We start from the raw sequence: 22,220 nt of genomic DNA, 5'->3' as shown, positions 1-22,220 counted from the left end.
GCCTCGCCAGCGGGCGCAGCGCCTGCCACAATGTCATCCGTGGCTGACAAGAAGAAGAACCAGTACGTCGACAATGGCTGGCCCGAGGTGTCCGGCGACGACCACGCCGTGAGCGAGCTGGCAACCGACCGTACCGGCGCGCTCTCGCCGTTCGGCGACCTGGAGTTCCCGCTGCCGGCCGAGAAGCTGCCGTACATGCACCCGGTCACCGTCGTCAACAAGTAGCCGTGGAGCTCTCGCACCTGGACGAATCGGGTGCGGCCCACATGGTGGACGTGTCCGCCAAGGACGCCACCCGGCGCACCGCCGTCGCGGCGGGCGTCCTGCGCACGCGCGCTGACGTCGTCGACCTCATCACCAGCGGTGGCCTGCCCAAGGGCGACGCGCTCGCGACCGCTCGCGTCGCCGGCATCATGGCCGCCAAGCGCACCAGCGACCTGATCCCGCTGTGTCACCAGCTGGCCCTGACCAAGGTCGAGGTGGCGTTCGAAGCCGCCTCGACCGACATTGCGATCACCGCCACCGTGCGCACCACCGACCGCACCGGCGTCGAGATGGAAGCGCTCACCGCCGTCAGCGTCGCGGCGCTGACGCTGTACGACATGATCAAGGCCGTCGACCCGGCCGCGCGCATCGACGACATCCGGGTGCTGCGCAAGGAGGGCGGTAAGACCGGCCTCTGGGAGCGGTGATGAGCGCTTGCGCGAAGAACAGGGAGCTGCCGTGAGTCGTTCGGCAGTTGTCGTCATCGCCTCCACCCGGGCCGCCGCCGGCGTCTACGAGGACCGCACCGGCCCGCTGATCGTCGCCTGGCTCGCCGAGCGCGGGTTCGACGTCCCCGCACCCGTCGTCGTCACCGACGGTGCCCCGGTAGGCGCAGAACTGCGCCGCGCCATCGCCGACGGCGTGGACGTCGTCCTCACCTCCGGCGGCACGGGAATCTCCCCGACCGACGCCACGCCGCAAGCCACTCTCGAGGTGCTGGACTACCAGATCCCCGGGCTGGCCGACGCGATCCGTCAGTCCGGGCTGCCGCACGTCCCGACCTCGGTGCTGTCCCGGGGTGTGTGTGGCGTCGCCGGCCGGACGCTGATCGTGAACCTGCCGGGGTCGTCCGGGGGCGTGAAGGACGGGCTGGGCGTGCTGGCCGGGGTACTGGACCACGCGCTCGACCAGCTCAGCGGAAAGGACCATGCCGGGTGATCGTGCTGCGCGCCGACCTCAGTGAATCGCCGATCGATGTCGCCTCCCACGAGGCGCTGGTCGACCACAGCGCCGCGGGAGCCGTCGTGAGCTTCGCGGGCGTCGTACGCAACCACGACGGCGGCCGCGGGGTGACGCGGCTGGAGTACTCGGCGCACCCGTCGGCCGCGGAGGTCCTGGCTGAGGTCGCCGCCGAGGTCGCCGCCGCCGCCGAAGGTGTGCGGGCCATCGCGGTCAGCCACCGGGTCGGGGTGCTCAACATCGGTGACGCGGCCCTCGTCGCAGCGGTATCGGCCGATCACCGTGCCGCGGCGTTCCGCACCTGTGCGCTGCTGGTCGACACCGTCAAGGAGCGACTGCCGGTCTGGAAGCACCAGTTCTTCACCGACGGCACCGACGAATGGGTCGGCTCGGCCTGAGCTCCGCTGTCGGCCTGCGCTGACGGCGCAAGCTACTCGATCTTCTGCGCCGTGGATGCAGGGTCAACGGCAGTGGCGGTCGGCGTTGTGTTGATCCTGCGGTGACGGCGCATGCCACTCGATCTTCTGCGCCGTGGATGCAGGGTCAACCGAAAGAAAATCGCCCCGGTCGATGACCGGGGCGATTTCTCGATGTCCGTATTACGGGGCCGGAGCCGGAGCGACGTCGGCAATCGGGGCCGGGCCGGGCGCCGGAGCGTTCGGCGGGGCCGGGACGCTGCCGCCGGGGGCGCCGGTCCGCGTCGAGGCGACGGCGAGCAGGGCGTCACGACCGGAGATGTCGTTGTTCTGGACCGCGTGCCAGAGCTGCTTGAGGTAGCTCATGTTGGCGCTCTCGCCCGTGTCGGTCGGCTCCATGGTCGAACCGGGGGGCAGGTTGGTCGGGCTCGCGAGGTGCGGCGTGCCGTTCGGCGGGGTCTGCAGCGCGGCCGGGGCGGCCGGGGCGGGAGCCGCGGCATCGGCAATCGGAGCGGGAGCCGGCGCGGGGGCGTCGACGACGGGGGCCGGCTCGGCCGGCAGGTCCTGCTTGGCGTGCAGGGCCCAGACGCCGGGCTCGGCGGGCGCGTCGGTGGTGTCCCAGTTGGCGGCCTGGATCGCGGGCGCCGGGGCGTCGACCGGGGCTTCCGGAGCGGGCGCTTCGACGACGGGCGCCTCGGGGGCCGGGGCCGGCGCCTCGGGGGCGGGAGCGGGGGCCTCGGGCACGTCCAGGACGGGTGCCTCAGGGGCGGGGACCTCGTTCGCGACGTTGACGATCACGGGGCCCTCGGGGGCGGGCGCGGGGGCATCGAGCGGAGCGGCGGCGTCCTGCACCGGAGCCGGATCGGCCGGGGCGCCCAGCTCGGGGTTGTCCAGCGTGGGGGCCGGGGCCTTCGCCGGAGTGGTCACCGTGTTGCGCGGGGTGGAGCGGGACAGGCCCGTGCCGCAGACCGGCCATGCGCCGCGGCCCTGGCTGGCCAGGACGCGCTCCGCGACAGCGATCTGTGCTTCCTTGCTGGCCATGTTCGCGGCCGGGGCGTACTCGCCACCGCCGTGGGCGCTCCAGGTGCTGGGCGAGAACTGCAGCCCGCCCTGGTAGCCGTTGCCGGTGTTGATGGCCCAGTTGCCGCCGGATTCGCAGCGGGCTACCTGATCCCATTCGCCGTCGGTCGCGGCGGAAGCCTGCGCGGCGAGGGCGATGCTGCCGCCACCAAGAACCGCGCCGGTGAAGGCGATCTTGGCGACAGAGACGCTGGACGTGGTCGGTTTGCGGTGGCGTCCACTCATGAAAAAAGCAGTCCTCTCGTCAACGCCTGCGAGGTCAGCTGTCGGGTTCGGGCTGGAGAGGTTGCCCGGCCTGCAAAGCAGGCTTCACCCCAAGGAGCCGAGGCTCCTGGTCCTGATTTCCTCGGTGGACCGGTTGGGTCCCCCGCCTCCATCCACGGGTTGTCGTCGGCCGCACCTGATGGATGGAGCTAGGCGTTTCAAGTGCGGGTGCCAAAGGGTCGCTCTGGCTTGAGAGACGACGGTATCGGGTCAGGTGGGTTCCGTCACCTCGGCCGATTTTGGGCGTTTCGGCCCCGAGCAAATTATGAGAGGACTTTAAAGCCGCTGGCCGGTTGGGCGTTTTTGCAGGTATTGATGCCGGTCAGTGGCGCCACAGCCAGGTCGTTACCGTTTCGTTATGTGAGGCATTTCACAATTAGCCGCCGGCGAAGGGGGGTAGGACATCGACCGTTTCGGCGGTGGCGAGCGCGGTGTCCAGATCGCGCACGGCGACGCCGTCGCGCAGAAATGAGCAGCGTGAGAGCACTTTTGCCACATCTGCCCCACGTGTACCAATGGAGGTCACCAGATCGCGGACGGTTACACCCTCGTTGAGCTGCAACGTTTCGGTCTCGATTCCGGTTGCGGCCTTCGCGGCGGCGAAATAGCGCACCGTCACCACCAACTCAGCCAACGTCAGCCGCCGATCGCACTCATCGGGCGGTCCGGCTGGACGAAACCCGGATCGTTTATTCCATGGCCCGCGGCCTTGGCCCACATCGCGGCCCGCCAGGCGGCCTCGAGCGCATCGTCGTCGGCTCCGCCTCGCAGCAACGCCCGCAGATCCGTCTCCTGTTGTGAGAACAGACAGTTGCGTACCTGACCGTCGGCCGTGAGCCGGGTGCGGTCGCAGGTGCTGCAGAACGCGGCGGATACCGACGCGATGACGCCGACGGTGCCCAGCACCGCGCCGCCGTCGTGGACGACCTGCCAGAGCTCGGCCGGTGCCGAGCCCCGCGGCGCCGGGTCCGGGCGCAAGCTGAATTCGCGCCGCAGCGCCGTGAGAATCTGGTCGGCCTGCAGGACCGAACCCCGCTGCCAGTGGTGCCCGGCATCGAGCGGCATCTGTTCGATGATCCGCAGCTGGTATCCGTGTTCCAGACAGAAGCGCAACAGCGCCGGCGCATCGTCCAGCCCCGTTTCCGGATCGAGCACCGCGTTGACCTTGACGGGACTCAGGCCGGCAGCCTTGGCGGCGGCCAGGCCGTCGAGGACTTCGGGGAGCCGGCGGCGCCGGGTGATGGCCGCGAACCGGTCCGGATCCAGGGTGTCGAGGGAGACGTTGACGCGATTCAGCCCGGCCTTCTTCAGTGTTGCCGCGCGCTTGGCCAATCCGATGCCGTTGGTCGTCACGGCGATGGCCGGCCGTGGCTGCAGTGCTGCTGCCGCGGCGATGACGTCCTCCAAATGCGGCGACAGCAGTGGTTCACCGCCGGTGAACCGCACGCCCGTGATGCCCAGGCGGGTGACGGCCACCCGGATCAGCCGCGTGAGCTCGTCGCGCGTGAGCAGGTCTGCGCCGGGCAGCCAGTCCAGGCCCTCGGCCGGCATGCAATAGGTACAGCGCAGGTTGCAGCGGTCGGTGAGCGACACCCGCAGGTCGGCGGCGACGCGACCGAACGTGTCGATCAATGGCCCGGTGGCCGGAGCTGGACCGACAGGGCGCGCGATGGTCGGGAGACCGAGGGGCGTGAGCGTCATCGTTCGGGGTGAGCGAGGCGACGGGAGGATGTGGGCCACGCTGGTTCCGTATGCGTGTCATCGACCGGGACGATCTGCTTGCCGAGCGGCAGCAGTGACACCGGGATCAATTTGAGGTTGGCCAGCGCCAGCGGGATACCCACGATGGTGAGGGCCTGGGCGATGGCGGTGGCGATGTGGCCGAGCACCAGCCACCAGCCGCACAACACCAGCCAGATCACATTGCCGACCAACGCTCCCGGGCGCGGGCCGGGCTTGTCGACGACCGTCTGGCCGAACGGCCACAGCGCGTACACGCCGATGCGGGCCGCGGCGACGCCGAACGGGATGGTGACGATGAGAATGAAGCAGATCAGCGCGGCGAGGAAGTAACCGAGCGCCAGCCAGAAGCCGCCGAAAACCAGCCAGATGATGTTCAGGACCAGGCGCATGTCACCTCCTATAAATAGAGCCTTCAGCCTACCGAGGAATAGGGATGCTGCGATCTGCGGTGGCCGAGTAGAATCAACGGCAACGCGTCCTGCGGAGGTGGGGCGCTTTCGTTATGTAACCGCATGTTGAGAACGAGCAGGTGAGACCAGTGCCAAGCGGCCGGGTTAAGTGGTACGACACGGAGAAGGGCTTCGGCTTCCTCTCTCAGGAAGAGGGCGAGGACGTCTACGTCCGGTCTTCGGCGCTGCCCGACGGGGTCGAAGGTCTCAAGGCCGGCCAGCGCGTCGAGTTCGGCGTCGCTGCCGGACGGCGTGGCCCGCAGGCGCTGAGCCTCAAGCTGATCGACCCGCCGCCGAGCCTGTCGCGCACCCGTCGCGAGGCGGCCGCCCCCGAGCACAAGCACACGCCCGACGAGCTGCACGGCATGGTGTCGGACATGATCACCCTCCTCGAGGACGTCGTTCAGTCAGAGCTGCGCCGGGGCCGCTACCCCGACCGTAAGACGGCCCGCAAGGTGTCCGAGGTGGTCAAGGCCGTCGCTCGCGAACTCGACGCCTGATCCACACGCCGAACGTTGGCTTGTGTTCGAGAGTCGGCTGATTTCTCGCACACAAGCCAACTTTGGGCGGGCAGACTGGGGACGTGACCTACGTCAACCCAGGTTCTGAATTCACCCGCGACACCAATTACCTCAGCACCCGGATAACGGCCGACGGCCGTGACGGGTATCCCGTGGAGCCCGGCCGCTACCGGCTGATCGTCGCCAGGGCCTGTCCCTGGGCCAACCGCGCCATCATCGTCCGCCGGCTGCTGGGCCTGGAAGATGTTCTCTCCATTGGCTTTTGCGGTCCGACGCACGACCAGCGCAGCTGGACGTTCGACCTGGACCCCGGTGGTGTCGACCCGGTGCTGAAAATCCCGCGGCTGCAGGACGCGTACTTCAAGCGCGACCCGAACTACCCCAAGGGCATCACGGTGCCCGCGATCGTCGACGTGCCCACCGGTGCGGTCGTGACCAACGACTTCGCACAGCTGACGCTGGACCTGTCGACCGAATGGTCGGCGTATCACCGCGAAGGCGCGCCGCAGCTGTACCCGGAGCACCTGCGCGACGAGATCGACACCGTCGCCAAGCGCGTCTACACCGAGGTCAACAACGGCGTCTACCGCTGCGGGTTCGCAGGGTCACAGGAGGCCTACGACGCCGCGTACGACCGGCTGTTCACCGCGCTGGACTGGTTGACCGAAAGGCTCAGCGGCCAAAGATATCTGGTGGGGGACACCATCACCGAGGCCGACGTGCGCCTGTTCACCACACTGGCCCGGTTCGACCCGGTCTATCACGGGCACTTCAAGTGCAACCGGTCCAAGCTCACCGAGATGCCGGTGCTGTGGGCGTACGCCCGGGACCTGTTCCAGACTCCGGGCTTCGGCGACACCGTCGACTTCGTGCAGATCAAGCAGCACTACTACATCGTGCACGCCGACATCAATCCGACGCAGATCGTGCCGAAGGGTCCGGACCTGGCCAATTGGCTGACGCCGCACGGCCGTGAAGCTTTGGGCGGCAGGCCTTTCGGTGACGGGACGCCGCCCGGGCCGGTTCGCGACGGCGAGCAGGTGCCTGCCGATCACGGCGCCTAGCTGGTCAGGGCCAGACCGTCCGCACCGACCATTCGGCGTGCGGCAGCGGGAACTCGTTGCCGTCGGAATCCCTTGCCAGAGTGGGCAGTTGAACGGCCAGTCCGAGCAGCTTGCCGTGATGAGGGTCGACGGTCGGGATGGTCACGGCCAGCCGCTGGTTCGGCCGGAACTCGCTGACGGTGGAACCGCCGTCCTCGTACGCGCGCAGGAGCACCCACGGTGCCCGCGCGATCGGCTGCGGCACGGACAGCTGGATCGGGTGCTTAGCCGTGACGTGCAGTTCGCCCGTCGTCGCGGGGACGTCGCAGGCCTTCAGGTGGACGTCGCAGTAGCGGTAGGGCCCGACCCGGGTCAGCTGCCCGTCGGAGAAGGCGCTGATCTCGGGGAAGTTGGGGCCCTGGTGCCGCGTCAGCCGCCAGACCAGGACACCCGTGGCGGCCGCCGACAACACCGCGACCACTGCCAACAGCGCGAGAACTCGTTTCATATCCATCCTTGGCGCGCCCCGCGGGACACTGTGGGATCGGTCTGTCGTTCCGGCAAGGGGCCCTCCTGCTCAGCCAATACGGGCCGGTTGCCACCGAAGCCCGGGATCAATGAGCCCCCGTTGTAGCTCACCAGTGTCTGGGCCAGTCCGGGGATCAACACGGCACAGACCGCGGTGAACCCCACCCAGAGGTCGGTATAGATCAGCACACCGATGGCGCCGCCGATCACCCAGGCCAGCTGCAGCACCGACTCGGACCGGCCGAAGGCCGACGCTCGCGACGCCTCCGGCAGGTCGTGCTGCAGCGAGGCGTCCAGCGAGGCCTTCGAGATCGCCGTGGCGGCCGAGGTGATCAGCGCGGCGGCAGCGGCCACCATCAGGTTGCCGGCCACCGCGGCGGCGATGGCGGCAGCGGTGACGATGACCGTTGCGCGCACGACCACCTGCGCGGGATGCCCCAGTTTGAGCCGGGCACTGGCGATGTTGCCGGCGAAGTTCCCGATGCCCGCGGCGGCGCCGATGAGGCCGAGGATCTTCAGCTGCTCCCACGCACCCGCGTCATGCGACTTGGCGACGAACGCGGGGTAGAGGAACAGGAATCCGACGAGCACCTTGATGGTGCAGTTGCCCCACAGCGACGTGATGATGTTGCGGCCCAACGGCTGTCGCGGAGATTTGTCGTGATGCGGATGCCGGAGCTGCTCGGTCGGCGCGTGATACGACAGCGTCGCCGGCACCTCACCCTCGGTGACCTCGACCCACTTGGGGATGCGCATGGTCAGGACGGCGCCCGCGACGGCCACGACGGCGACGACGTAGAGCGCGCCCGGCAGATGCATCAGGCCGAAGGTGTACTCGAATGCGGCCGCGACGCCACCACCCAGCCCGGTTCCGCCGAGCAGTCCGAACATGGTGAGACGGGAGTTGACCCGGACCAGATCGATCGTCGGTGGCAGCACCCGCGGCGTCACGGCGCTGCGCAGCACGCTGAAGGATTTGGACAGGACCATCATGCCCAGCGCGCACGGGTACAGCACCCAAGGCGGATAGCTGCCGGTGGCGCCGTCGTAGTTGCCGATCAGCACCAGCGCGAGCACCACGCGCAGCGCGAACGACACCGCGAGGGCGACGCGGCGGCCGTGCTGCACGCGGTCCAGGGCGGGCCCGATCAGCGGGGCGATCACCGCGAACGGCGCGATGGTGATGAGTAGGTACAGGGCCACCTTGCTCTTGGACTCGCCTGAGGCCGCCGCGAAGAACAGCGTGTTGGCCAGTGCGATGCCCATCGCCGCATCGAGCGCGTTATTCGCCACGACGGGCCAGGTCAGCGCCGTCAGGCCGGATTTGTCGGCGCCGTCGGCGGTCGCGGCGCGGTGCACCAGCCCGTACACCTTGGTGCCCATCTCGCGGCTGCGCTGCGCGGCGGCGCGGGTGACGGTGATCTTCTCGCCGCCCGCGGGGCCGCGGCGCCGGTCGTCGTCGCGGCGCCGGTCGTCATGGTCGTCGTCGTATCCACGGTCGTAGCCGTGACCGTCGTGGTGATCATCATCGAGCGGCGGCAACCAGCGGTTGTCGCTGTGCGACGACGACCCCCGCGGCGGCGGCCGTCGGCGGGAATGACCAGGATCGCTCGGGTAATTGGCCATGCCCGGATGCTCTTCGTCATCGCGGCGCGGTGGGCGCGGCGGGTAGTAGCGGGGATCCTCCGACCTCCCGGCATCCCGCGGTCCGCTCATGAGCACGATTGTTCCCCATGCGGGCGACGGCGGCGCGCAGGCAGGCGGTGTGGCCTTGTCCTGGGTGGTCAGGCAGTATTGATCACGATGGACATGCCCAATGACACCGAATCGGCAGCCGTGACGCCGGACGAGTCGACGCCGACCGAGGCGCCGGTCGAGGTGCCGACCCCTGAAGCCGCCGCGGAATCCGTCGACGCCGACGAAACTCCCGTCGAGGCGGCGGAATCCGCCGACGTGCCCGAGACCGTCGATGAGCCGCAGCCGCAGGCCGCCGACGAGGCCCCGGCTGCCGAGGCCGCCGCCGTCGACGAGGCCCCGGCTCTGGAGACCGGGGCGCCCGCGACCGAAGTGGCCCCTGAAGCCGAGGCGGCTGTCGAAGAAGAAGCCGACCTACCCGACCTGACCCCGATCCTGATGGGCGCGGTCGATCAGGCCCGCGCCGCGATCGTCGAGTTCAGCGGCGAGGGCGTTGTCGGTGACTACTTGGGCGCCAGCTTCGACGACCCGGCGTCCGTCACCCATCGTTTCCTCGCTTCGATGCCCGGCTACCACGGCTGGCAGTGGGCCGTGGTGCTGGCGACCTATCCGGGCGCCGACCACACCACCGTCAGCGAAGTGGTCCTGGTGCCGGGACCGGATGCGCTGCTGGCCCCGCAGTGGGTGCCGTGGCATGAGCGCGTGCAGCCGGGTGATCTGAGCCCGGGTGATCTGCTGGCGCCGCCGCCCAACGATCCTCGATTGGTGCCCGGTTACCTGGCGTCCGGTGATCCCGAGTGGGATGAGGTCGCTGCCGAGGTCGGGTTCGGCCGCAAGCAGGTGCTCAGCGACTGGGGCCGAACGGACGCCGCGCAGCGCTGGCAGGACGGCGACTTCGGCCCGAATGCCGCCATGGCGCGGGCCACCCGCCGGACCTGCCGGGGCTGCGGTTTCTACGTGCCGTTGTCCGGGTCGCTGGGCCTGGTGTTCGGTGTCTGCGCCAACGAACTGTCGGCCGACGGCCGCGTGGTGTCGGCGGAGTACGGCTGTGGCGCCCACTCGGACACGCCGCCGCCCGAGCCGATCGGCTCACCGGCCTTCGAGCCTTTCGACGACGGCGTGCTCGACCTCGGTACCTAGTTCGAGGTGGCCTCGGCGGCGGCCTTGAGCCGGCTGAGCGAGGTCTTCATGCCCTCGACCAGTTCCTGCTCGAAGCACGGGACTCCGCCCATGAAGCGGTTGATCAGCGTGCTGGAGATCGGTTTCACGGCCTCCGCGTGCCGGCTGACGGTGACTTTGGTGCCGGTGTCTGCGGGCTCGAGGTCGTAGGTCCACTCGGTGTTGTTGGTGTTGACCCGGAACGACAGCTTCTTCTGCGGATCGAGTGCGGTGACGGTCGCGGTCGTCGGCCAGAAGAGCGCGCCACGACGGTTGACGTTGACGGTCTTGGTGCCGACCTTGACGCTGCCGACCGCCTTCATCACCCGACACTGCGGGCTCCACTTGGGCATGTTGTCGAGATCGGAGATCAAGGCCCAGACCTTGGCCGCCGGCGCGTTGATGGTGACGTCTGCCTGCAGCAGAGGTGTTTCTCCAGCCATCGGGCTCTCCCTTGTCGAGACGTGAGTGGTCAGCGCAGGCCGCGTTGGGCACCTCGTGCGCCGCGGCGGGCCGCGCTGCGTTGCCACAGGAATATAGAGGTGCCCAGTACTCCGACACAGAGCCCCGCGACGGTCACCGGTCGCCAGTCGTGCAGGGCCGCGACGGTGAAGGCCAGCGCCACCGCCACCAGCCAGCCGACGGCGATCACCACGATCACCGGAACCGGGTCCAGGAGGCGGTCGGGGAGAGCCGGCGGAACGGGTTCTGCCGGATGTTCGTGCGCGGGCGTGGCCATCTCCTCTAACGCTAGTCGATCCATCGGTACGCTATCTGCTCGTGACGGACGCCGATGACCGCTTGGCCAATGACCTGTCGCTGGCCGTCGTGCGGTTGGCGCGACAGTTGCGATTCCGTCGCCCGGATTCCCCGGTGTCCCTGACGCAGTTGTCGGCCCTGGCCACGCTCGCGAAGGACGGTCCGATGACGCCGGGCGCGCTGGCCACCCGGGAGCGGGTGCGGCCACCGTCGATGACGCGCGTCATCGCGTCGCTGGTCGAACTGGGGCTGGTGAAACGCAGTTCGCATCCGGACGATCGGCGCCAGGTGCTCGTCGCGGTGTCCCCGGCCGGCGACGAGTTGTTCGAGGCCGAGCGCCGGGCCGGCATGGAATGGCTGCAGGGTCGGCTCGAGAAGCTGACGCAGGAGGACCGCGCGACCTTGCTGGCCGCGGCGGACCTGATGTTCGCGATCATCGACGAAGCGCAGTGAGTGCCGCACCGGAGCTCGACGACGTGCGGGACGACGTCATCGTCGAGGACGTCACCGACCCCGCCGATCCCCGGCTCGACGACTTTCGCGACCTCAACAGCGTGGACCGCCGGCCCGACCTGCCGTCCGGCAAGGGGCTGGTGATCGCCGAGGGCGTGTTGGTGGCACAGCGCATGCTGGCGTCGCGGTTCAGTCCGCGCGCGTTCCTCGGCACCGATCGCCGGCTCCGCGAACTGTCCGCCGACCTGGCCGGCTGTGGCGTGCCCTACTACCGCGCCAGTGCCGAGGTGATGGCCGAGGTCGTCGGCTTCCATCTCAACCGCGGCGTGCTGGCCGCGGCACCCCGGCCCGCCGAACTGTCGGTGCCCGAGGTGCTGCAGGGCGCCCGGACCGTCGCCGTGCTCGAGGGCGTCAACGACCACGAGAACCTCGGCTCGATCTTCCGCAATGCCGCGGGCCTCGACGTCGACGCGGTGGTGTTCGGCGCCGGGTGCGCCGACCCGTTGTACCGGCGCGCGGTCCGGGTGTCGATGGGCCACGCCCTGTTGGTGCCCTATGCCCGCGCCGAGTCCTGGCCGGGCGATCTGAAGTTGATGCAGGACAACGGCTTTCACTTGATCGCCATGACGCCGGGGGAAGGGTCGGTGCCGCTGGCCGACGCTCTCGCGCCGCTGGCCGGCGAGAAAGTCGGTGTGCTCGTCGGAGCGGAAGGCCCCGGGCTCACCGAACACACCATGCGGGCCTGCGAGGTGCGGGCGCGCATCCCGATGTCCCGGGGCACCGACTCGCTGAACGTCGCCACGGCCGCCGCGCTGGCGTTCTACGAACGTGCCCGGGCGGCGGGCTAGATTGGCTCAGATGACGACACCGTCGCAGACGCCCTGGGGCACCGGACTGACGGTGTCGGCGTTCGTCGCCGCGGTGACGGCCGGCGCCATCATCGTCCTGTCCCTCGGGCTGCTGCGGGTGCATCCGCTGCTGGCGGTCGGGTTGAACGCGGTCGCGGTCGGGGGCCTGGCCCCGACGGTGTGGGCCTGGCGCGTGCGCCCGGTATGGCGCTGGTTCGTCTGGGGCGCCGGTGTCGGCGTGGCGCTGGGCTGGATCGCAACGCTCGCGCTCGCGCTGGGCCGTTAACTTGCGTTGACCCGGTAACTACGGCGCAAAAGTACGAGTAGCGAAGGCCTTCAGTGCAGGGTCAGCGCTGGCCGTTGGCCCGCACGCCCAGCAGGACGTCTTCCCACGCCGGAATCTCGGGCTTCTTCTTGCGCGGACGCGCCGCGGGCGCGGCCGGCTCGGGGGTCTCGACGACGGCCGCCGGCTCCGGCACCGGGATGGGCTCGGGGGCCGGCGGTGCCACCGGCGCGGCGGGCATCGGCGGAGCGGCCTGGGCCGGTGTCATGACGACGACCGGGGCGGGTGCGGGCTTCGGAGCGGGCGCGGGTTCCGGCTGCGGGGCGGGCAGCGGGATTTCGGCGACCGATTCCTCGAAATGCAGTTGCGCGAGCGGTGCGACCGACCGCAGGGCCGGACGGGTGTAGTTCGGATCGATCAGCTCGGTGGCGGCGTCGTCGAAGGCGGTGGTGGTGCCGCCGTGGGCGCCGGGGCTGAACCGGAAGTGCGCGACGTTGTCCGAACGTCCGGCCTTCCAGCCGAACTGCACGGTCCACCGGCTGTCCTCGTTGCGCCAGGCGTCCCACTTGGTCGCCTCGGGGTCGAGGCCGCGGGAGATCAGGGCGCCGGTCACCGTCTCGAGCAGGGTCAGCACCGACGGGCCGTCCGGCAGGATCGGGTGCGACGCGCTGGCGAGCTCGGCGGCGCGGGACCGCTCCAGCAGCACCGGGTGGGCGAAGCGCATGATGCGCTCCGGGCTCACGCCCGACGCCGCGGCGAGCTGCTCGACGGAGGCGCCGGCCCGGATGCGGGACTGGATGTCACGGGGGCGCAGGGAGTTGGGCACCTCGACCTCGACTTCGATTTGCGTCTGGTTGCTGGCGGCCCGGTCGCCGCGGACGGCGGCCTTGAGTCGATTGTCGACGCGCACCACGAATTTCTCGGCGGTGTCGGCGGTTTCGCAGATGATGCGCTTGCCGTCGGCGTCGAGTCCGACGACCTTGAGTTCCCTCATTGGTGACCTCCTAGGACGCGGCTTAACGGCTCACCCTAGCGTGTTATCGACTCGTAACCCTTCTGACACACCGAGGCGCGCAGCTCGTTGTGAGCTGCGCGCCTCGGTGGCCATGTCAGGGTGGCGATCAGAGCCTTTCCACGACCCAGTCGACGCACGCCGTCAGCGCGCTGACGTCGTCGGGATCGATGGCCGGGAACATGGCCACGCGCAGCTGATTGCGGCCCAGCTTGCGGTACGGCTCGGTGTCGACGATTCCGTTGGCGCGCAACACCTTTGCGACCGCGGCGGCGTCCACGTCGTCGTTGAAGTCGATGGTGCCGACCACCTGGGAACGCAGCGCCGGGTCGGCGACGAACGGGGTGGTGAACGGCCGCGACTCGGCCCATGAGTACAGCCGCTGCGACGAGTCGGCGGTGCGCTTCACGGCCCAGTCCAGGCCGCCGTTGCCATTGAGCCAATCCAGTTGCTCGGCGAGCAGGATCAGGGTCGCGATGGCCGGGGTGTTGTAGGTCTGGTCCTTGAGGCTGTTCTCCACCGCGATGGGCAGCGACAGGAAGTCGGGCACCCAGCGGCCGGTGGCGGCGATCTGCTCGACGCGGGCCAGCGCGGCCGGGCTCATCACTGCGATCCACAGGCCACCGTCGGACGCGAAGTTCTTCTGCGGCGCGAAGTAATAGGCGTCGGTGTCGGCGATGTTGACCGGCAGGCCGCCGGCGGCCGAGGTGGCGTCGATCGCGACGAGCGCATCACCGGCGGGGCGCTGGATCGGCACCGCGACACCCGTCGAGGTCTCGTTGTGGGCCCACGCCACGACGTCGACGTCGGGGTCGGACTGCACCGCGGGCGCGCTGCCGGCGTCGGCCTTGACGACGATCGGGTCGCCGACGAACGGGTTCTTGGCGACGCACGAGGCGAACTTGCTGCTGAACTCGCCGTAGGTGAGGTGCAGGGAGCGCTTGTCGATCAGGCCGAATGCGGCGGCATCCCAGAACGCGGTCGAGCCGCCATTGCCGAGGATGACCTCGTAGCCGTCGGGGGTGGAGAACAGTTGCTTGACGCCTTCGCGCACACGGCCGACCAGGTTCTTGACGGGGGCCTGGCGATGCGAGGTGCCGAAGAGGTCGCCGGCGGCGGCCAGCGCTGTCAGCTGCTCGGGGCGAACCTTGGACGGGCCGCAGCCGAAGCGTCCGTCGGCGGGCTTGATGTCGGCGGGGATGGTGAGCTCAGCCATGGGTGTCAGCGTAGTTGCAGGTCGACGGCCGGTGTCGTGGGGATCCGGCTGCAGGTCCGACGGTTCTACCGGTAGATGTGATCACCGTCACATTAGGTGTCCAGATGTGTGACGGCGGGCACTAGTCTATAGGTGATACCTGCGGTACCGTTCGACACAAGACAGCCGATTGTAAAGCTGACATAACAGCCTTGGGAGGCTCGAAATGGCTCGTACCCGCATGATCCGTCGCTGGCGTCGGAACATGGACGTCCTTGACGACCAGGTCTACGTCGAGAAGCTCGCCACGCTGTCCGAGGGGTCGGTGCGGCGCAACTTCAACCCGTACCAGGACATCGCCTGGGACTCTCCCGAATTCGCGGTCGTGCCGAACGACCCGCGCTGGATCCTCCCCGAGACCGACCCGCTGGGCGGCCACCCCTGGTACCGGGCGCAGTCGCAGGAACGTCAGATCGAGATCGGCATGTGGCGCCAAGCCAACGTCGCCAAGGTCGGCCTGCACTTCGAGAACATCCTGATCCGCGGCCTGATGGAGTACGCGTTCTGGGTTCCGAACGGATCGCCCGAGTTCCGCTACTGCACCCACGAGGCCATCGAAGAGGGCAACCACACCCTGATGTTCCAGGAGATGGTCAACCACATGGGGGTTGACGTCCCGGGCATGCCGAAGCTGCTCAAGTGGATTCAGCCGCTGATCCCGCTGGCCGCCGGCCCGGCGCCCATCCCGTTCTTCTTCGGCGTGCTCGCCGGGGAAGAGCCCATCGACCACACGCAGAAGAACATCCTGCGCGAGGGCACCGAACTGCACCCGATCATGGAGCGGGTCATGGCCATCCACGTGGCCGAGGAAGCCCGGCACATCTCGTTCGCCCACGAGTACCTGCACAAGCGCGTTCCTGAGCTGAGCCGCTGGAAGAAGTTCTGGCTGTCGCTGTTCGTGCCGGTCACCATGCGCGTCCTGTGCTCGGCCATCGTGGTGCCGCCGCGCGCCTTCTGGAAGACGTTCGACATCCCGCGCTCGGTGCGCGACGAGCTGTTCTTCGACGCTCCCGAGTCGCGCATGTTCCTGCGGAACATGTTCTCCGACGTCCGCATGCTGGCGTACGACACCGGTCTGATGAACCCGCTGGCCAAGATCATGTGGAAGATCTGCAAGATCGACGGCCCGCCGAGCCGGTACCGCAGCGAGCCGCAGCGTCAGCACGTCGTGGTCGCCGCCTGAACATTTAGGTAACTCATGCCGCACGTCATCACCCAGTCGTGCTGTAGCGATGGTTCATGCGTCTTCGCATGCCCGGTGAACTGTATTCACCCGTCCCCGGACGAGCCGGGTTTCGCTACCGCCGAAATGCTGTTCATCGATCCCGCTGCCTGCGTGGACTGTGGTGCCTGCATCACAGCCTGCCCGGTCGGCGCGATCAAGCCCGACACCAAGCTGACCGAGGCTCAGCTGCCGTTCATCGAGCTCAACGCGTCCTTCTACCCGAAGTACGAGGGCAAGCTGCCGCCGACGTCCAAGCTGGCACCGGTGCCCGACGCCCCGGCGGTCGACCAGCGGCCGCACGGTCCGCTGCGCGTCGCGATCGTCGGCTCCGGGCCGGCCGCCATGTATGCCGCCGACGAGTTGCTGACCCAGCGCGGGGTCCGGGTCAACATCTTCGAGAAGCTGCCGACGCCCTACGGGCTGGTGCGGGCCGGCGTCGCCCCCGACCACCAGAGCACCAAGGGGGTGACGCGGTTGTTCGACCAGATCACGAAGCGCCGCGGGCTCGACTTCTACCTCAATGTCGAGGTGGGACGGGACGTCACGCACGCCGAGCTGCTCGAGCACCACCACGCCGTGCTGTACGCGGTCGGTGCGCCGAACGACAAGCGTCTGGACATCGAGGGTATGGGGCTGCCGGGCACCGGAACCGCCACCGAGGTGGTGGCCTGGTACAACGGGCACCCCGAGTTCTCGCATCTGCCGGTCGATCTGAGCCACGAGCGGGCGGTGATCATCGGTAACGGCAACGTCGCGTTCGACGTGGCCCGCATCCTGACCACCGATCCGGATGTGTTGGCGCGCACCGACATTTCGGATCACGCGCTGGCTGCCCTGCGCGACTCGAAGGTGCGTGAGGTGGTCGTCGTGGCCCGGCGCGGCCCCATCCACTCGGCGTTCACCCTGCCGGAGTTGATCGGCCTGACGTCGACGTGCGACGTGGTGCTCGACGCCGCCGACCACGAACTGGTCCGTCGGGATCTCGAAGCGGAGGCGGACGCACTGACGCGCCACAAGCTCGAGATCCTCGCCAAGCTGCCCGACAGCTCGGCGCCGGCGAGCCGCCCGCGGATCCGGTTGGCCTACGAGCTGACCCCGGCCCGGGTGCTCGGCGCGGACAAGGTCACCGGCATCGAGTTCACCGTGACGGGTACCGATGAGGTCCGTCAGCTCGACGCCGGCCTCGTCCTGACGTCAATCGGCTACCACGGCAAGGCAATTCGTGGTCTGCCGTTCGACGACGCCGCGGGCGTGGTCCCCAACGACGAGGGCCGCGTCATCGATCCGGCCACCGGCAACCCGGTCCGCGGTAGCTATGTCGCGGGCTGGATCAAGCGTGGTCCGACGGGCTTCATCGGCACCAACAAGTCATGCGCGGCGCATACAGTCGACCGGCTGGTCTCCGACTACAACGCCAGCCGCCTGAGTGAGCCGACCGCGAAAGCTGGTGCGCTGCAACAGCTCATCCGCGACCGGCGGCCCGATGTGGTCGACATGGCCGGGTGGCGGGCCATCGATGCGGCCGAGATCGCGCGCGGCGGCGCCGACCGGCCGAGGGACAAGTTCATCGACGTGTCCGACATGCTGGCCGCTGCCGCGGGCGCTCCGAAGCCGACGCTGCGTCAGCGTCTGCTCGGCGCCTTCTCCTGATTTCGGTGTGATCCGTGACGCTCAGCGTCACGGATCACGACCGAAGCGCTACCCCTGCTGGGCTGCCATCGCCTCGGCGATTTCCTCAGGGCTCACGACGCGCACGGTCTGTGCCAGCGACCAGTGGTGCCCGAACGGGTCCTCCACCTGGCTGTAGCGGTCACCCCAGAACATGTCCTGCGGGGCCATCAGTTCGCGCGCGCCGGCATCGATGGCGCGCTGGTATGCCGCGTCGACGTCGGGCACCTGCAGGTGGATGGTCACGGGCGTGCCGCCGAAGGCCGTCGGGGTCTGTGACTTGCCGCCACACATCTCCGGGAAGTCGTCGTTGAGGTAGACGTTCGACCCGTTGATGGTCAGCGCGGCGTGCATGAGCTTGCCGTCGGGCCCGGGCACCCGGCCGAGCTCGGTGGCGCCAAAAGCCTTGACGTAGAAGTCGATTGCAGCGGCGCCGTCGCCGACGACGAGGTGCGGGGCGAGGAAGGTCTGGGACTCGGTCATCTTGTTCTCCTCAGAGCGGTACTGCGTTGATTGGGGTCATTCGTTATGACCATCTCCAACGCTACTTCTCATCGGTGACAAGAAATCGAGCCCGAAGTGTCAGCTGTGCGCGATGCTGTCCCAGCCGGCCACCGAGTCCGCGCTGCGCGGCTGCGGGCCGACGTAGATGGCAGCCGGACGGACCAGCTTGCCCAGCCGCTTCTGCTCCAGGATGTGGGCGCACCAGCCCGCGGTGCGGCCGCAGGTGAACATGGCGGGCATCATCGCGCTGGGCACCTGGGCGAAGTCCAGGATCACCGCGGCCCAGAACTCGACATTGGTCTCGATGGCCCGGTCGGGACGACGCTCGCGCAGCTCGGCGAGGGCGGCCTGTTCCAGCGCGGCGGCGGCCTCGTAGCGGGGCGCGTCGAGACGCTTGGCGGTGGCCCGCAGCACGCGGGCGCGGGGGTCCTCGGCGCGGTACACCCGGTGCCCGAAGCCCATGAGCTTGTCCTTACGGTCCAGGATGCCCTTGACCACGGCGCGGGCATCGCCGGTGCGCTCGGTCTCCTCGATCATCGGCAGCACGCGGGCCGGGGCGCCGCCGTGCAGCGGCCCGCTCATGGCGCCGATGGCACCCGACAGTGACGCGGGTACGTCGGCTCCGGTGGACGCGATGACGCGCGCGGTGAAGGTGGACGCATTCATGCCGTGCTCGGCGGCGCTGACCCAGTAGGCGTCGATGGCCTCGATGTGCCGCGGATCCGGCTCGCCCTGCCAGCGGGTCATGAAACGTGCCGTCACCGTGGGGCATTCGTCGACGATGTGCTGGGGCACCGCGGGTTTGTAGATGCCGCGGGCCGACTGCGCGACGAACGACAGCGCCGTCACCGACGTCTTCGCCAGCTGGTCGCGGGCGGTGTCGTCATCGATGTCGAGGAGCGGCTGGAAGCCCCACATCGGCGCGAGCGTCGGCAGCGCGGCCTGGACGTCGACGCGGACGTCGCCCGAGTGCACGTGCAGTGGGAAGGGCTCGGCGGCCGGCAGGCCGCGGCCGAACTCGCCGTCCACCAACAGCGCCCAGACGTCACCGAATGTGACGCGGTGACTCACCAGGTCCTCGATGTCGACGCCGCGGTAGCGCAGGGCGCCGCCGTCCTTGTCCGGTTCGGCGATCTCGGTCGTGAAGGCGACGACGCCTTCCAGGCCTGCGACGAAGCCCTCGGGGATCTGCGGCGTCGACACTGACGTTGCCTCTGTCATGCCGAAATTGTTCCACTAGCCGATGAGCCCGGGGCTACCGGCCGGTAACAAGCGGTCAGACCACGGAGAAACCGGCAGGTAGACCACCGCGGCCGGTGAGCGCCGGCAGCACTGCTGCGGCCTGACCGGTCAGCGCCGCGATCTGCGCCGCCAGCACGGTGGCCTCGCGCAGGGCCTCCTCGGGCAGCGTGAGGTCGATTCCGGTGGCGCGTGCGATGTCGACTGTGCACCGTGAGCTCGAACACCCGGGTCGGCAGGTAGTTGCTCAGCCGGATGCCCAGGCCGCCGATCACGGTGATCAGAGGGTCGCCGGCCGCGTCCAGATCGGTCAGCACCCGGTGCAGCAGGTCGGTGACCTTGGCGGCCGGGTCCGCGCCCAGATTGCGCCCGGCTTCCCGGCCGCGCTCGACGATGTCCGGGCTGTCGGCGGCGTAGCCGCGCAGCAGGGCGTAGTAGTGCGCCGGTCCGGTCACGTCCTCGCGGTCGGCCGGTGTCCGCAGGTAGGTGCTGACGGTGATCAGCGACCGTGAGGTATGCCCCACCAACGCCCGCAGGTCCCAGTCGCCGAGCCCGGGACCGTCCCATGCCGGGTCCGGGATCCGTGTCACCAGGTCCGCGAAAGCCGTTGCCGCCGAGGCGAATACTGCATGGTCCCGCGGTGCGTCCGATGCCATGCCTGCATTGTGTCACCGGATGGGCGTACCGTCGCCGATCATGGTGTCCGACCACAGTGATCATCTCGCCCGCATGCGGGTCGAATACGGCTCCACAGAGAAGGACGGCAGCGTCGACCTCGACGTCGACTGGCTGAACCGGGGCTGGCTGGCGCTGTTCCGCGACTGGATGGCCGAGGCCGTGCAGGCCGGGGTATCCGAACCCAACGCGATGGTGCTGGGCACCGTCGATGCGCAGGGCCACCCCGTCACCCGTTCGGTGCTGTGCAAATCGATCGAAGAGACGGGCGTCTCGTTCTACACCAACTACGACTCCGACAAGGGCGAGCAGCTGGCGGCGGTGCCTTACGCGTCGGCGACGTTCCCCTGGTACCTGCTGGGCCGTCAGATCCATATCCGCGGCGCGGTGACGAGGGTCGACGCGGAGCACACCGCCGAGTACTGGTCGAAGCGGCCGCGGGGTTCGCAGCTGGGGGCATGGGCTTCGCACCAGTCAAAATCGATTGCCTCGCGGGCCGCGCTGCTGGAACAGTTGCGTGACGTGACCGAGCGATTCGCCGACGTGCCGGAGGTTCCGGTGCCGCCGAACTGGGGCGGCTACCTCATTGCCCCGGAAGTGATCGAGTTCTGGCAGGGCCGAGAGAACCGGGTACACAACAGGATTCGCATCACCGGCGACCGCATCGAACGGCTCCAGCCCTGAGAGGCCTGATCGCCGACACCACACCGCTGCGCAACCCCGACTACCGCCGCCTGTGGGGCTCCAGCGTCGTCACGGTGATCGGGGCCAACCTGACGATCTTCGCGGTGCCGGTACAGCTGTACGCGCTGACGCAGAACTCGGCCTATGTCGGGCTGGCGGGTGTGTTCAGTGTGGTGCCGCTCATCGTGTTCGGCCTGTGGGGCGGCGCGTGGGCCGACGCGATGGACCGCCGGCGGCTGCTGATCATCGCCTCTTGCGGATTGGCTGTCGCGTCGGTGCTGTTGTGGGTGCAGGCCGCCGCCGGGCTCAACAACGTCTGGCTGGTGCTGTGCCTGCTGTCGGTGCAGCAGGCGTTCTACGCGATCAACTCACCGACCCGCTCGGCCGCGATCCCCCGGATGCTGCCTGCCGATCAGCTGCCCGCCGCCAACTCGCTCAACATGACGGTGTTCCAGGCCGGCGCGATCGTCGGTCCGCTGCTGGCCGGCGTACTGCTGCGGTGGGTGGATCTGTCGACGCTGTATTTCATCGACGCCCTCACCACGATCGCGCCCATCTGGGCGACGTTCCGGCTCACTCCGATGCCACCCGAGCACTCGCCCGACGACGACACGTCACGCTGGGGCTTCGCCGCCGTGCTCGACGGATTCCGCTACCTGTCGGGCAACCGCGTCGTCCTCATGTCTTTTGTGGTCGACCTCATCGCGATGATCCTGGGTATGCCGCGGGCGCTGTTCCCGCAGATGGCCCACGAGAACTTCGGCGGACCGGTCGCGGGCGGGACGGCGATGGCCCTGCTGTCGGCGGCCATGGCGGTCGGCGCCGTGGCCGGCGGGGTGTTCTCGGGGTGGCTGCCGCGGGTCCGCAAGCAGGGTCTGGCGGTCGTGGTCTCGATCGTGGTGTGGGGTGCGGCCATGGCCGGCTTCGGGCTGGCGGTCGGCCATGCCACCGGCCGGCCCGACGGATTCCTCTGGATCGCCCTGGTGCTGTTGGCCGTCGGCGGTGCGGCGGACATGGTCTCGGCGGTGTTCCGCAGCACGATCCTGCAGGAAGCCGCATCGGACGAGCTGCGTGGCCGTTTGCAGGGCGTCTTCACTGTCGTGGTCGCGGGCGGCCCGCGGATTGCTGACGCGGTGCACGGCGCGGCAGCCGCGGTGGTGGGGACGACGGTGGCCGCGGCGGGCGGCGGCGTGCTGGTGGTGGTCGGCGTCATCGTCTCGGTCCTGGTGGTACCGGCGTTCGTGCGCTATCAGGTGGCTCGCAACTGATGCTTGACAGCGGGGTTACGGCGACCCGAGCAAGCACATAGTTCTCTTAACGACTACCGTCTTGTTCCGGACGTTTCACCTGCCGACACCGCAAAAGGTCGACACCGCAAAAGGGGTTCAAGTGGCCGACACCTCCAGCTCTGACGACGTAGCCAACCTCCGGTATCCCGGGGGCGAGATCGATCTGAAGATCGTGAATGCCACCGAGGGTTCGGACGGCATCGAG

General features: G+C 68.9%; 27 protein-coding genes, 1 pseudogene and 1 riboswitch. Of the genes and pseudogenes, 15 read left to right on the top strand and 13 right to left on the bottom strand.

The genetic code is table 11. The features are described from left to right. Positions 1-30 precede the first annotated feature (30 nt). Genes QRN63_RS27485 through QRN63_RS27470 form a run of 4 tightly spaced genes read left to right on the top strand, consistent with a single transcriptional unit; the run spans position 31 to position 1,622 of the window. On the top strand, positions 31-225 hold the full coding sequence (locus QRN63_RS27485) for a hypothetical protein (RefSeq protein ID WP_020098880.1): 195 nt from the start codon (positions 31-33) through the stop codon (positions 223-225). Between the two features lie 41 nt (positions 226-266). Beyond that, positions 267-692 (top strand): cyclic pyranopterin monophosphate synthase MoaC, encoded by a 426-nt coding sequence (gene moaC / locus QRN63_RS27480; protein ID WP_285034144.1) that lies wholly within the window; start codon positions 267-269, stop codon positions 690-692. 31 nt (positions 693-723) lie between these two features. Then, positions 724-1,203: a MogA/MoaB family molybdenum cofactor biosynthesis protein gene (locus QRN63_RS27475; RefSeq protein ID WP_285034117.1), complete on the top strand. Its 480-nt coding sequence runs from the start codon at positions 724-726 to the stop codon at positions 1,201-1,203. Continuing rightward, complete coding sequence (locus tag QRN63_RS27470; RefSeq protein ID WP_285034115.1) at positions 1,200-1,622, top strand: molybdenum cofactor biosynthesis protein MoaE; 423 nt, start codon at positions 1,200-1,202, stop codon at positions 1,620-1,622. Before QRN63_RS27475 ends, QRN63_RS27470 begins: the two co-directional genes overlap by 4 nt. Positions 1,623-1,823: 201 nt before the next feature. On the opposite strand, the gene QRN63_RS27465 is transcribed toward QRN63_RS27470, so the two are convergent. The 4 genes from QRN63_RS27465 to QRN63_RS27450 all read right to left on the bottom strand — a co-directional run bounded on the left by QRN63_RS27465 (position 1,824) and on the right by QRN63_RS27450 (position 5,116). Next, positions 1,824-2,945, bottom strand: a complete 1,122-nt coding sequence (locus tag QRN63_RS27465; protein WP_285034113.1) for a transglycosylase family protein — start codon at positions 2,943-2,945, stop codon at positions 1,824-1,826. A gap of 8 nt (positions 2,946-2,953) precedes the next feature. Further along, a riboswitch (cyclic di-AMP (ydaO/yuaA leader) is annotated at positions 2,954-3,126 on the bottom strand. A gap of 234 nt (positions 3,127-3,360) precedes the next feature. Further along, positions 3,361-3,618 carry a MoaD/ThiS family protein gene (locus QRN63_RS27460; protein WP_285034111.1) on the bottom strand — a complete coding sequence of 86 codons (258 nt, stop codon included), beginning with the start codon at positions 3,616-3,618 and terminating at the stop codon, positions 3,361-3,363. Between the two features lie 2 nt (positions 3,619-3,620). Beyond that, the gene (moaA, locus tag QRN63_RS27455) at positions 3,621-4,685 is read right to left on the bottom strand and encodes a GTP 3',8-cyclase MoaA (protein WP_285034109.1); all 1,065 of its coding nucleotides are present in this window, start codon (positions 4,683-4,685) and stop codon (positions 3,621-3,623) included. After that, positions 4,682-5,116, bottom strand: coding sequence for a YccF domain-containing protein (locus tag QRN63_RS27450; protein WP_285034108.1), 435 nt, complete (start codon positions 5,114-5,116; stop codon positions 4,682-4,684). Before QRN63_RS27450 ends, moaA begins: the two co-directional genes overlap by 4 nt. Positions 5,117-5,265: 149 nt before the next feature. Here QRN63_RS27450 and QRN63_RS27445 point away from each other — a divergent pair, with 149 nt between their 5' ends. Continuing rightward, the gene (locus tag QRN63_RS27445; protein WP_267315775.1) at positions 5,266-5,676 is read left to right on the top strand and encodes a cold-shock protein; all 411 of its coding nucleotides are present in this window, start codon (positions 5,266-5,268) and stop codon (positions 5,674-5,676) included. An 83-nt stretch (positions 5,677-5,759) separates the two neighbouring features. Continuing rightward, entirely contained in the window at positions 5,760-6,761 is a 1,002-nt protein-coding gene (locus QRN63_RS27440; RefSeq protein WP_285034105.1) for a glutathione S-transferase family protein, read from the top strand. A gap of 4 nt (positions 6,762-6,765) precedes the next feature. Here the strand turns inward: QRN63_RS27440 and QRN63_RS27435 are convergent, their stop codons facing one another. Beyond that, entirely contained in the window at positions 6,766-7,248 is a 483-nt protein-coding gene (locus QRN63_RS27435) for a DUF2771 domain-containing protein (RefSeq protein WP_267315773.1), read from the bottom strand. Continuing rightward, positions 7,245-8,984, bottom strand: coding sequence for an MFS transporter (locus QRN63_RS27430; protein WP_285034104.1), 1,740 nt, complete (start codon positions 8,982-8,984; stop codon positions 7,245-7,247). Before QRN63_RS27430 ends, QRN63_RS27435 begins: the two co-directional genes overlap by 4 nt. A gap of 417 nt (positions 8,985-9,401) precedes the next feature. Here QRN63_RS27430 and QRN63_RS27425 point away from each other — a divergent pair, with 417 nt between their 5' ends. Further along, positions 9,402-10,103 (top strand): DUF3027 domain-containing protein, encoded by a 702-nt coding sequence (locus QRN63_RS27425; protein WP_267316632.1) that lies wholly within the window; start codon positions 9,402-9,404, stop codon positions 10,101-10,103. Here the strand turns inward: QRN63_RS27425 and QRN63_RS27420 are convergent. Next, positions 10,100-10,564: an SRPBCC family protein gene (locus tag QRN63_RS27420; RefSeq protein ID WP_267315771.1), complete on the bottom strand. Its 465-nt coding sequence runs from the start codon at positions 10,562-10,564 to the stop codon at positions 10,100-10,102. The two genes, QRN63_RS27425 and QRN63_RS27420, sit on opposite strands and share 4 nt — an antisense overlap. Positions 10,565-10,593: 29 nt before the next feature. Then, positions 10,594-10,860 carry a DUF2530 domain-containing protein gene (locus tag QRN63_RS27415; protein ID WP_267315770.1) on the bottom strand — a complete coding sequence of 89 codons (267 nt, stop codon included), beginning with the start codon at positions 10,858-10,860 and terminating at the stop codon, positions 10,594-10,596. A 41-nt stretch (positions 10,861-10,901) separates the two neighbouring features. Here QRN63_RS27415 and QRN63_RS27410 point away from each other — a divergent pair, with 41 nt between their 5' ends. From QRN63_RS27410 to QRN63_RS27400, 3 genes are read left to right on the top strand one after another with little or no spacing between them, the layout of a single operon-like run. Beyond that, positions 10,902-11,333, top strand: coding sequence for an Rv0880 family HTH-type transcriptional regulator (locus tag QRN63_RS27410; RefSeq protein ID WP_267315769.1), 432 nt, complete (start codon positions 10,902-10,904; stop codon positions 11,331-11,333). Further along, on the top strand, positions 11,330-12,181 hold the full coding sequence (locus tag QRN63_RS27405; RefSeq protein ID WP_285034101.1) for a TrmH family RNA methyltransferase: 852 nt from the start codon (positions 11,330-11,332) through the stop codon (positions 12,179-12,181). Before QRN63_RS27410 ends, QRN63_RS27405 begins: the two co-directional genes overlap by 4 nt. Positions 12,182-12,191: 10 nt before the next feature. Further along, positions 12,192-12,467 (top strand): DUF2537 domain-containing protein, encoded by a 276-nt coding sequence (locus QRN63_RS27400; RefSeq protein WP_267315767.1) that lies wholly within the window; start codon positions 12,192-12,194, stop codon positions 12,465-12,467. 61 nt (positions 12,468-12,528) lie between these two features. Here QRN63_RS27400 and sepH read toward each other — a convergent pair whose 3' ends face one another. Both sepH and serC read right to left on the bottom strand, forming a co-directional pair. Continuing rightward, a complete protein-coding gene (gene sepH, locus QRN63_RS27395) occupies positions 12,529-13,458 on the bottom strand; it encodes a septation protein SepH (RefSeq protein WP_285034098.1) in 930 nt (309 codons plus the stop codon). Positions 13,459-13,585: 127 nt separating this feature from the next. Beyond that, entirely contained in the window at positions 13,586-14,692 is a 1,107-nt protein-coding gene (gene serC / locus QRN63_RS27390; protein ID WP_285034097.1) for a phosphoserine transaminase, read from the bottom strand. A gap of 205 nt (positions 14,693-14,897) precedes the next feature. Between serC and QRN63_RS27385 the strand changes: the two genes are divergently transcribed. Beyond that, the gene (locus tag QRN63_RS27385; protein ID WP_285034096.1) at positions 14,898-15,914 is read left to right on the top strand and encodes an AurF N-oxygenase family protein; all 1,017 of its coding nucleotides are present in this window, start codon (positions 14,898-14,900) and stop codon (positions 15,912-15,914) included. A 15-nt stretch (positions 15,915-15,929) separates the two neighbouring features. After that, complete coding sequence (locus tag QRN63_RS27380) at positions 15,930-17,606, top strand: FAD-dependent oxidoreductase (protein WP_285034095.1); 1,677 nt, start codon at positions 15,930-15,932, stop codon at positions 17,604-17,606. A 48-nt stretch (positions 17,607-17,654) separates the two neighbouring features. Here the strand turns inward: QRN63_RS27380 and QRN63_RS27375 are convergent, their stop codons facing one another. From QRN63_RS27375 to QRN63_RS27365, 3 genes and pseudogenes are all read right to left on the bottom strand, one after another. Further along, entirely contained in the window at positions 17,655-18,107 is a 453-nt protein-coding gene (locus QRN63_RS27375; RefSeq protein WP_020098902.1) for a VOC family protein, read from the bottom strand. A 99-nt stretch (positions 18,108-18,206) separates the two neighbouring features. Beyond that, entirely contained in the window at positions 18,207-19,349 is a 1,143-nt protein-coding gene (locus QRN63_RS27370; RefSeq protein ID WP_267315761.1) for a citrate synthase 2, read from the bottom strand. 55 nt (positions 19,350-19,404) lie between these two features. Next, positions 19,405-20,023, bottom strand: a pseudogene (locus tag QRN63_RS27365) (maleylpyruvate isomerase N-terminal domain-containing protein). Between the two features lie 19 nt (positions 20,024-20,042). Here QRN63_RS27365 and pdxH point away from each other — a divergent pair. The 3 genes from pdxH to QRN63_RS27350 all read left to right on the top strand — a co-directional run. Continuing rightward, positions 20,043-20,726: a pyridoxamine 5'-phosphate oxidase gene (gene pdxH / locus QRN63_RS27360; protein ID WP_285034092.1), complete on the top strand. Its 684-nt coding sequence runs from the start codon at positions 20,043-20,045 to the stop codon at positions 20,724-20,726. Next, positions 20,723-21,994, top strand: coding sequence for an MFS transporter (locus QRN63_RS27355; RefSeq protein ID WP_285034143.1), 1,272 nt, complete (start codon positions 20,723-20,725; stop codon positions 21,992-21,994). Before pdxH ends, QRN63_RS27355 begins: the two co-directional genes overlap by 4 nt. A 121-nt stretch (positions 21,995-22,115) precedes the next feature. Next, positions 22,116-22,220 (top strand): hypothetical protein (locus QRN63_RS27350; RefSeq protein ID WP_285034142.1); only part of this gene is annotated, 105 nt, incomplete at its 3' end.

Source organism: Mycolicibacterium sp. lyk4-40-TYG-92, from assembly GCF_030209435.1.
Taxonomy (GTDB): domain Bacteria; phylum Actinomycetota; class Actinomycetes; order Mycobacteriales; family Mycobacteriaceae; genus Mycobacterium.
This window is presented reverse-complemented; position numbering and strand designations above follow the sequence as displayed.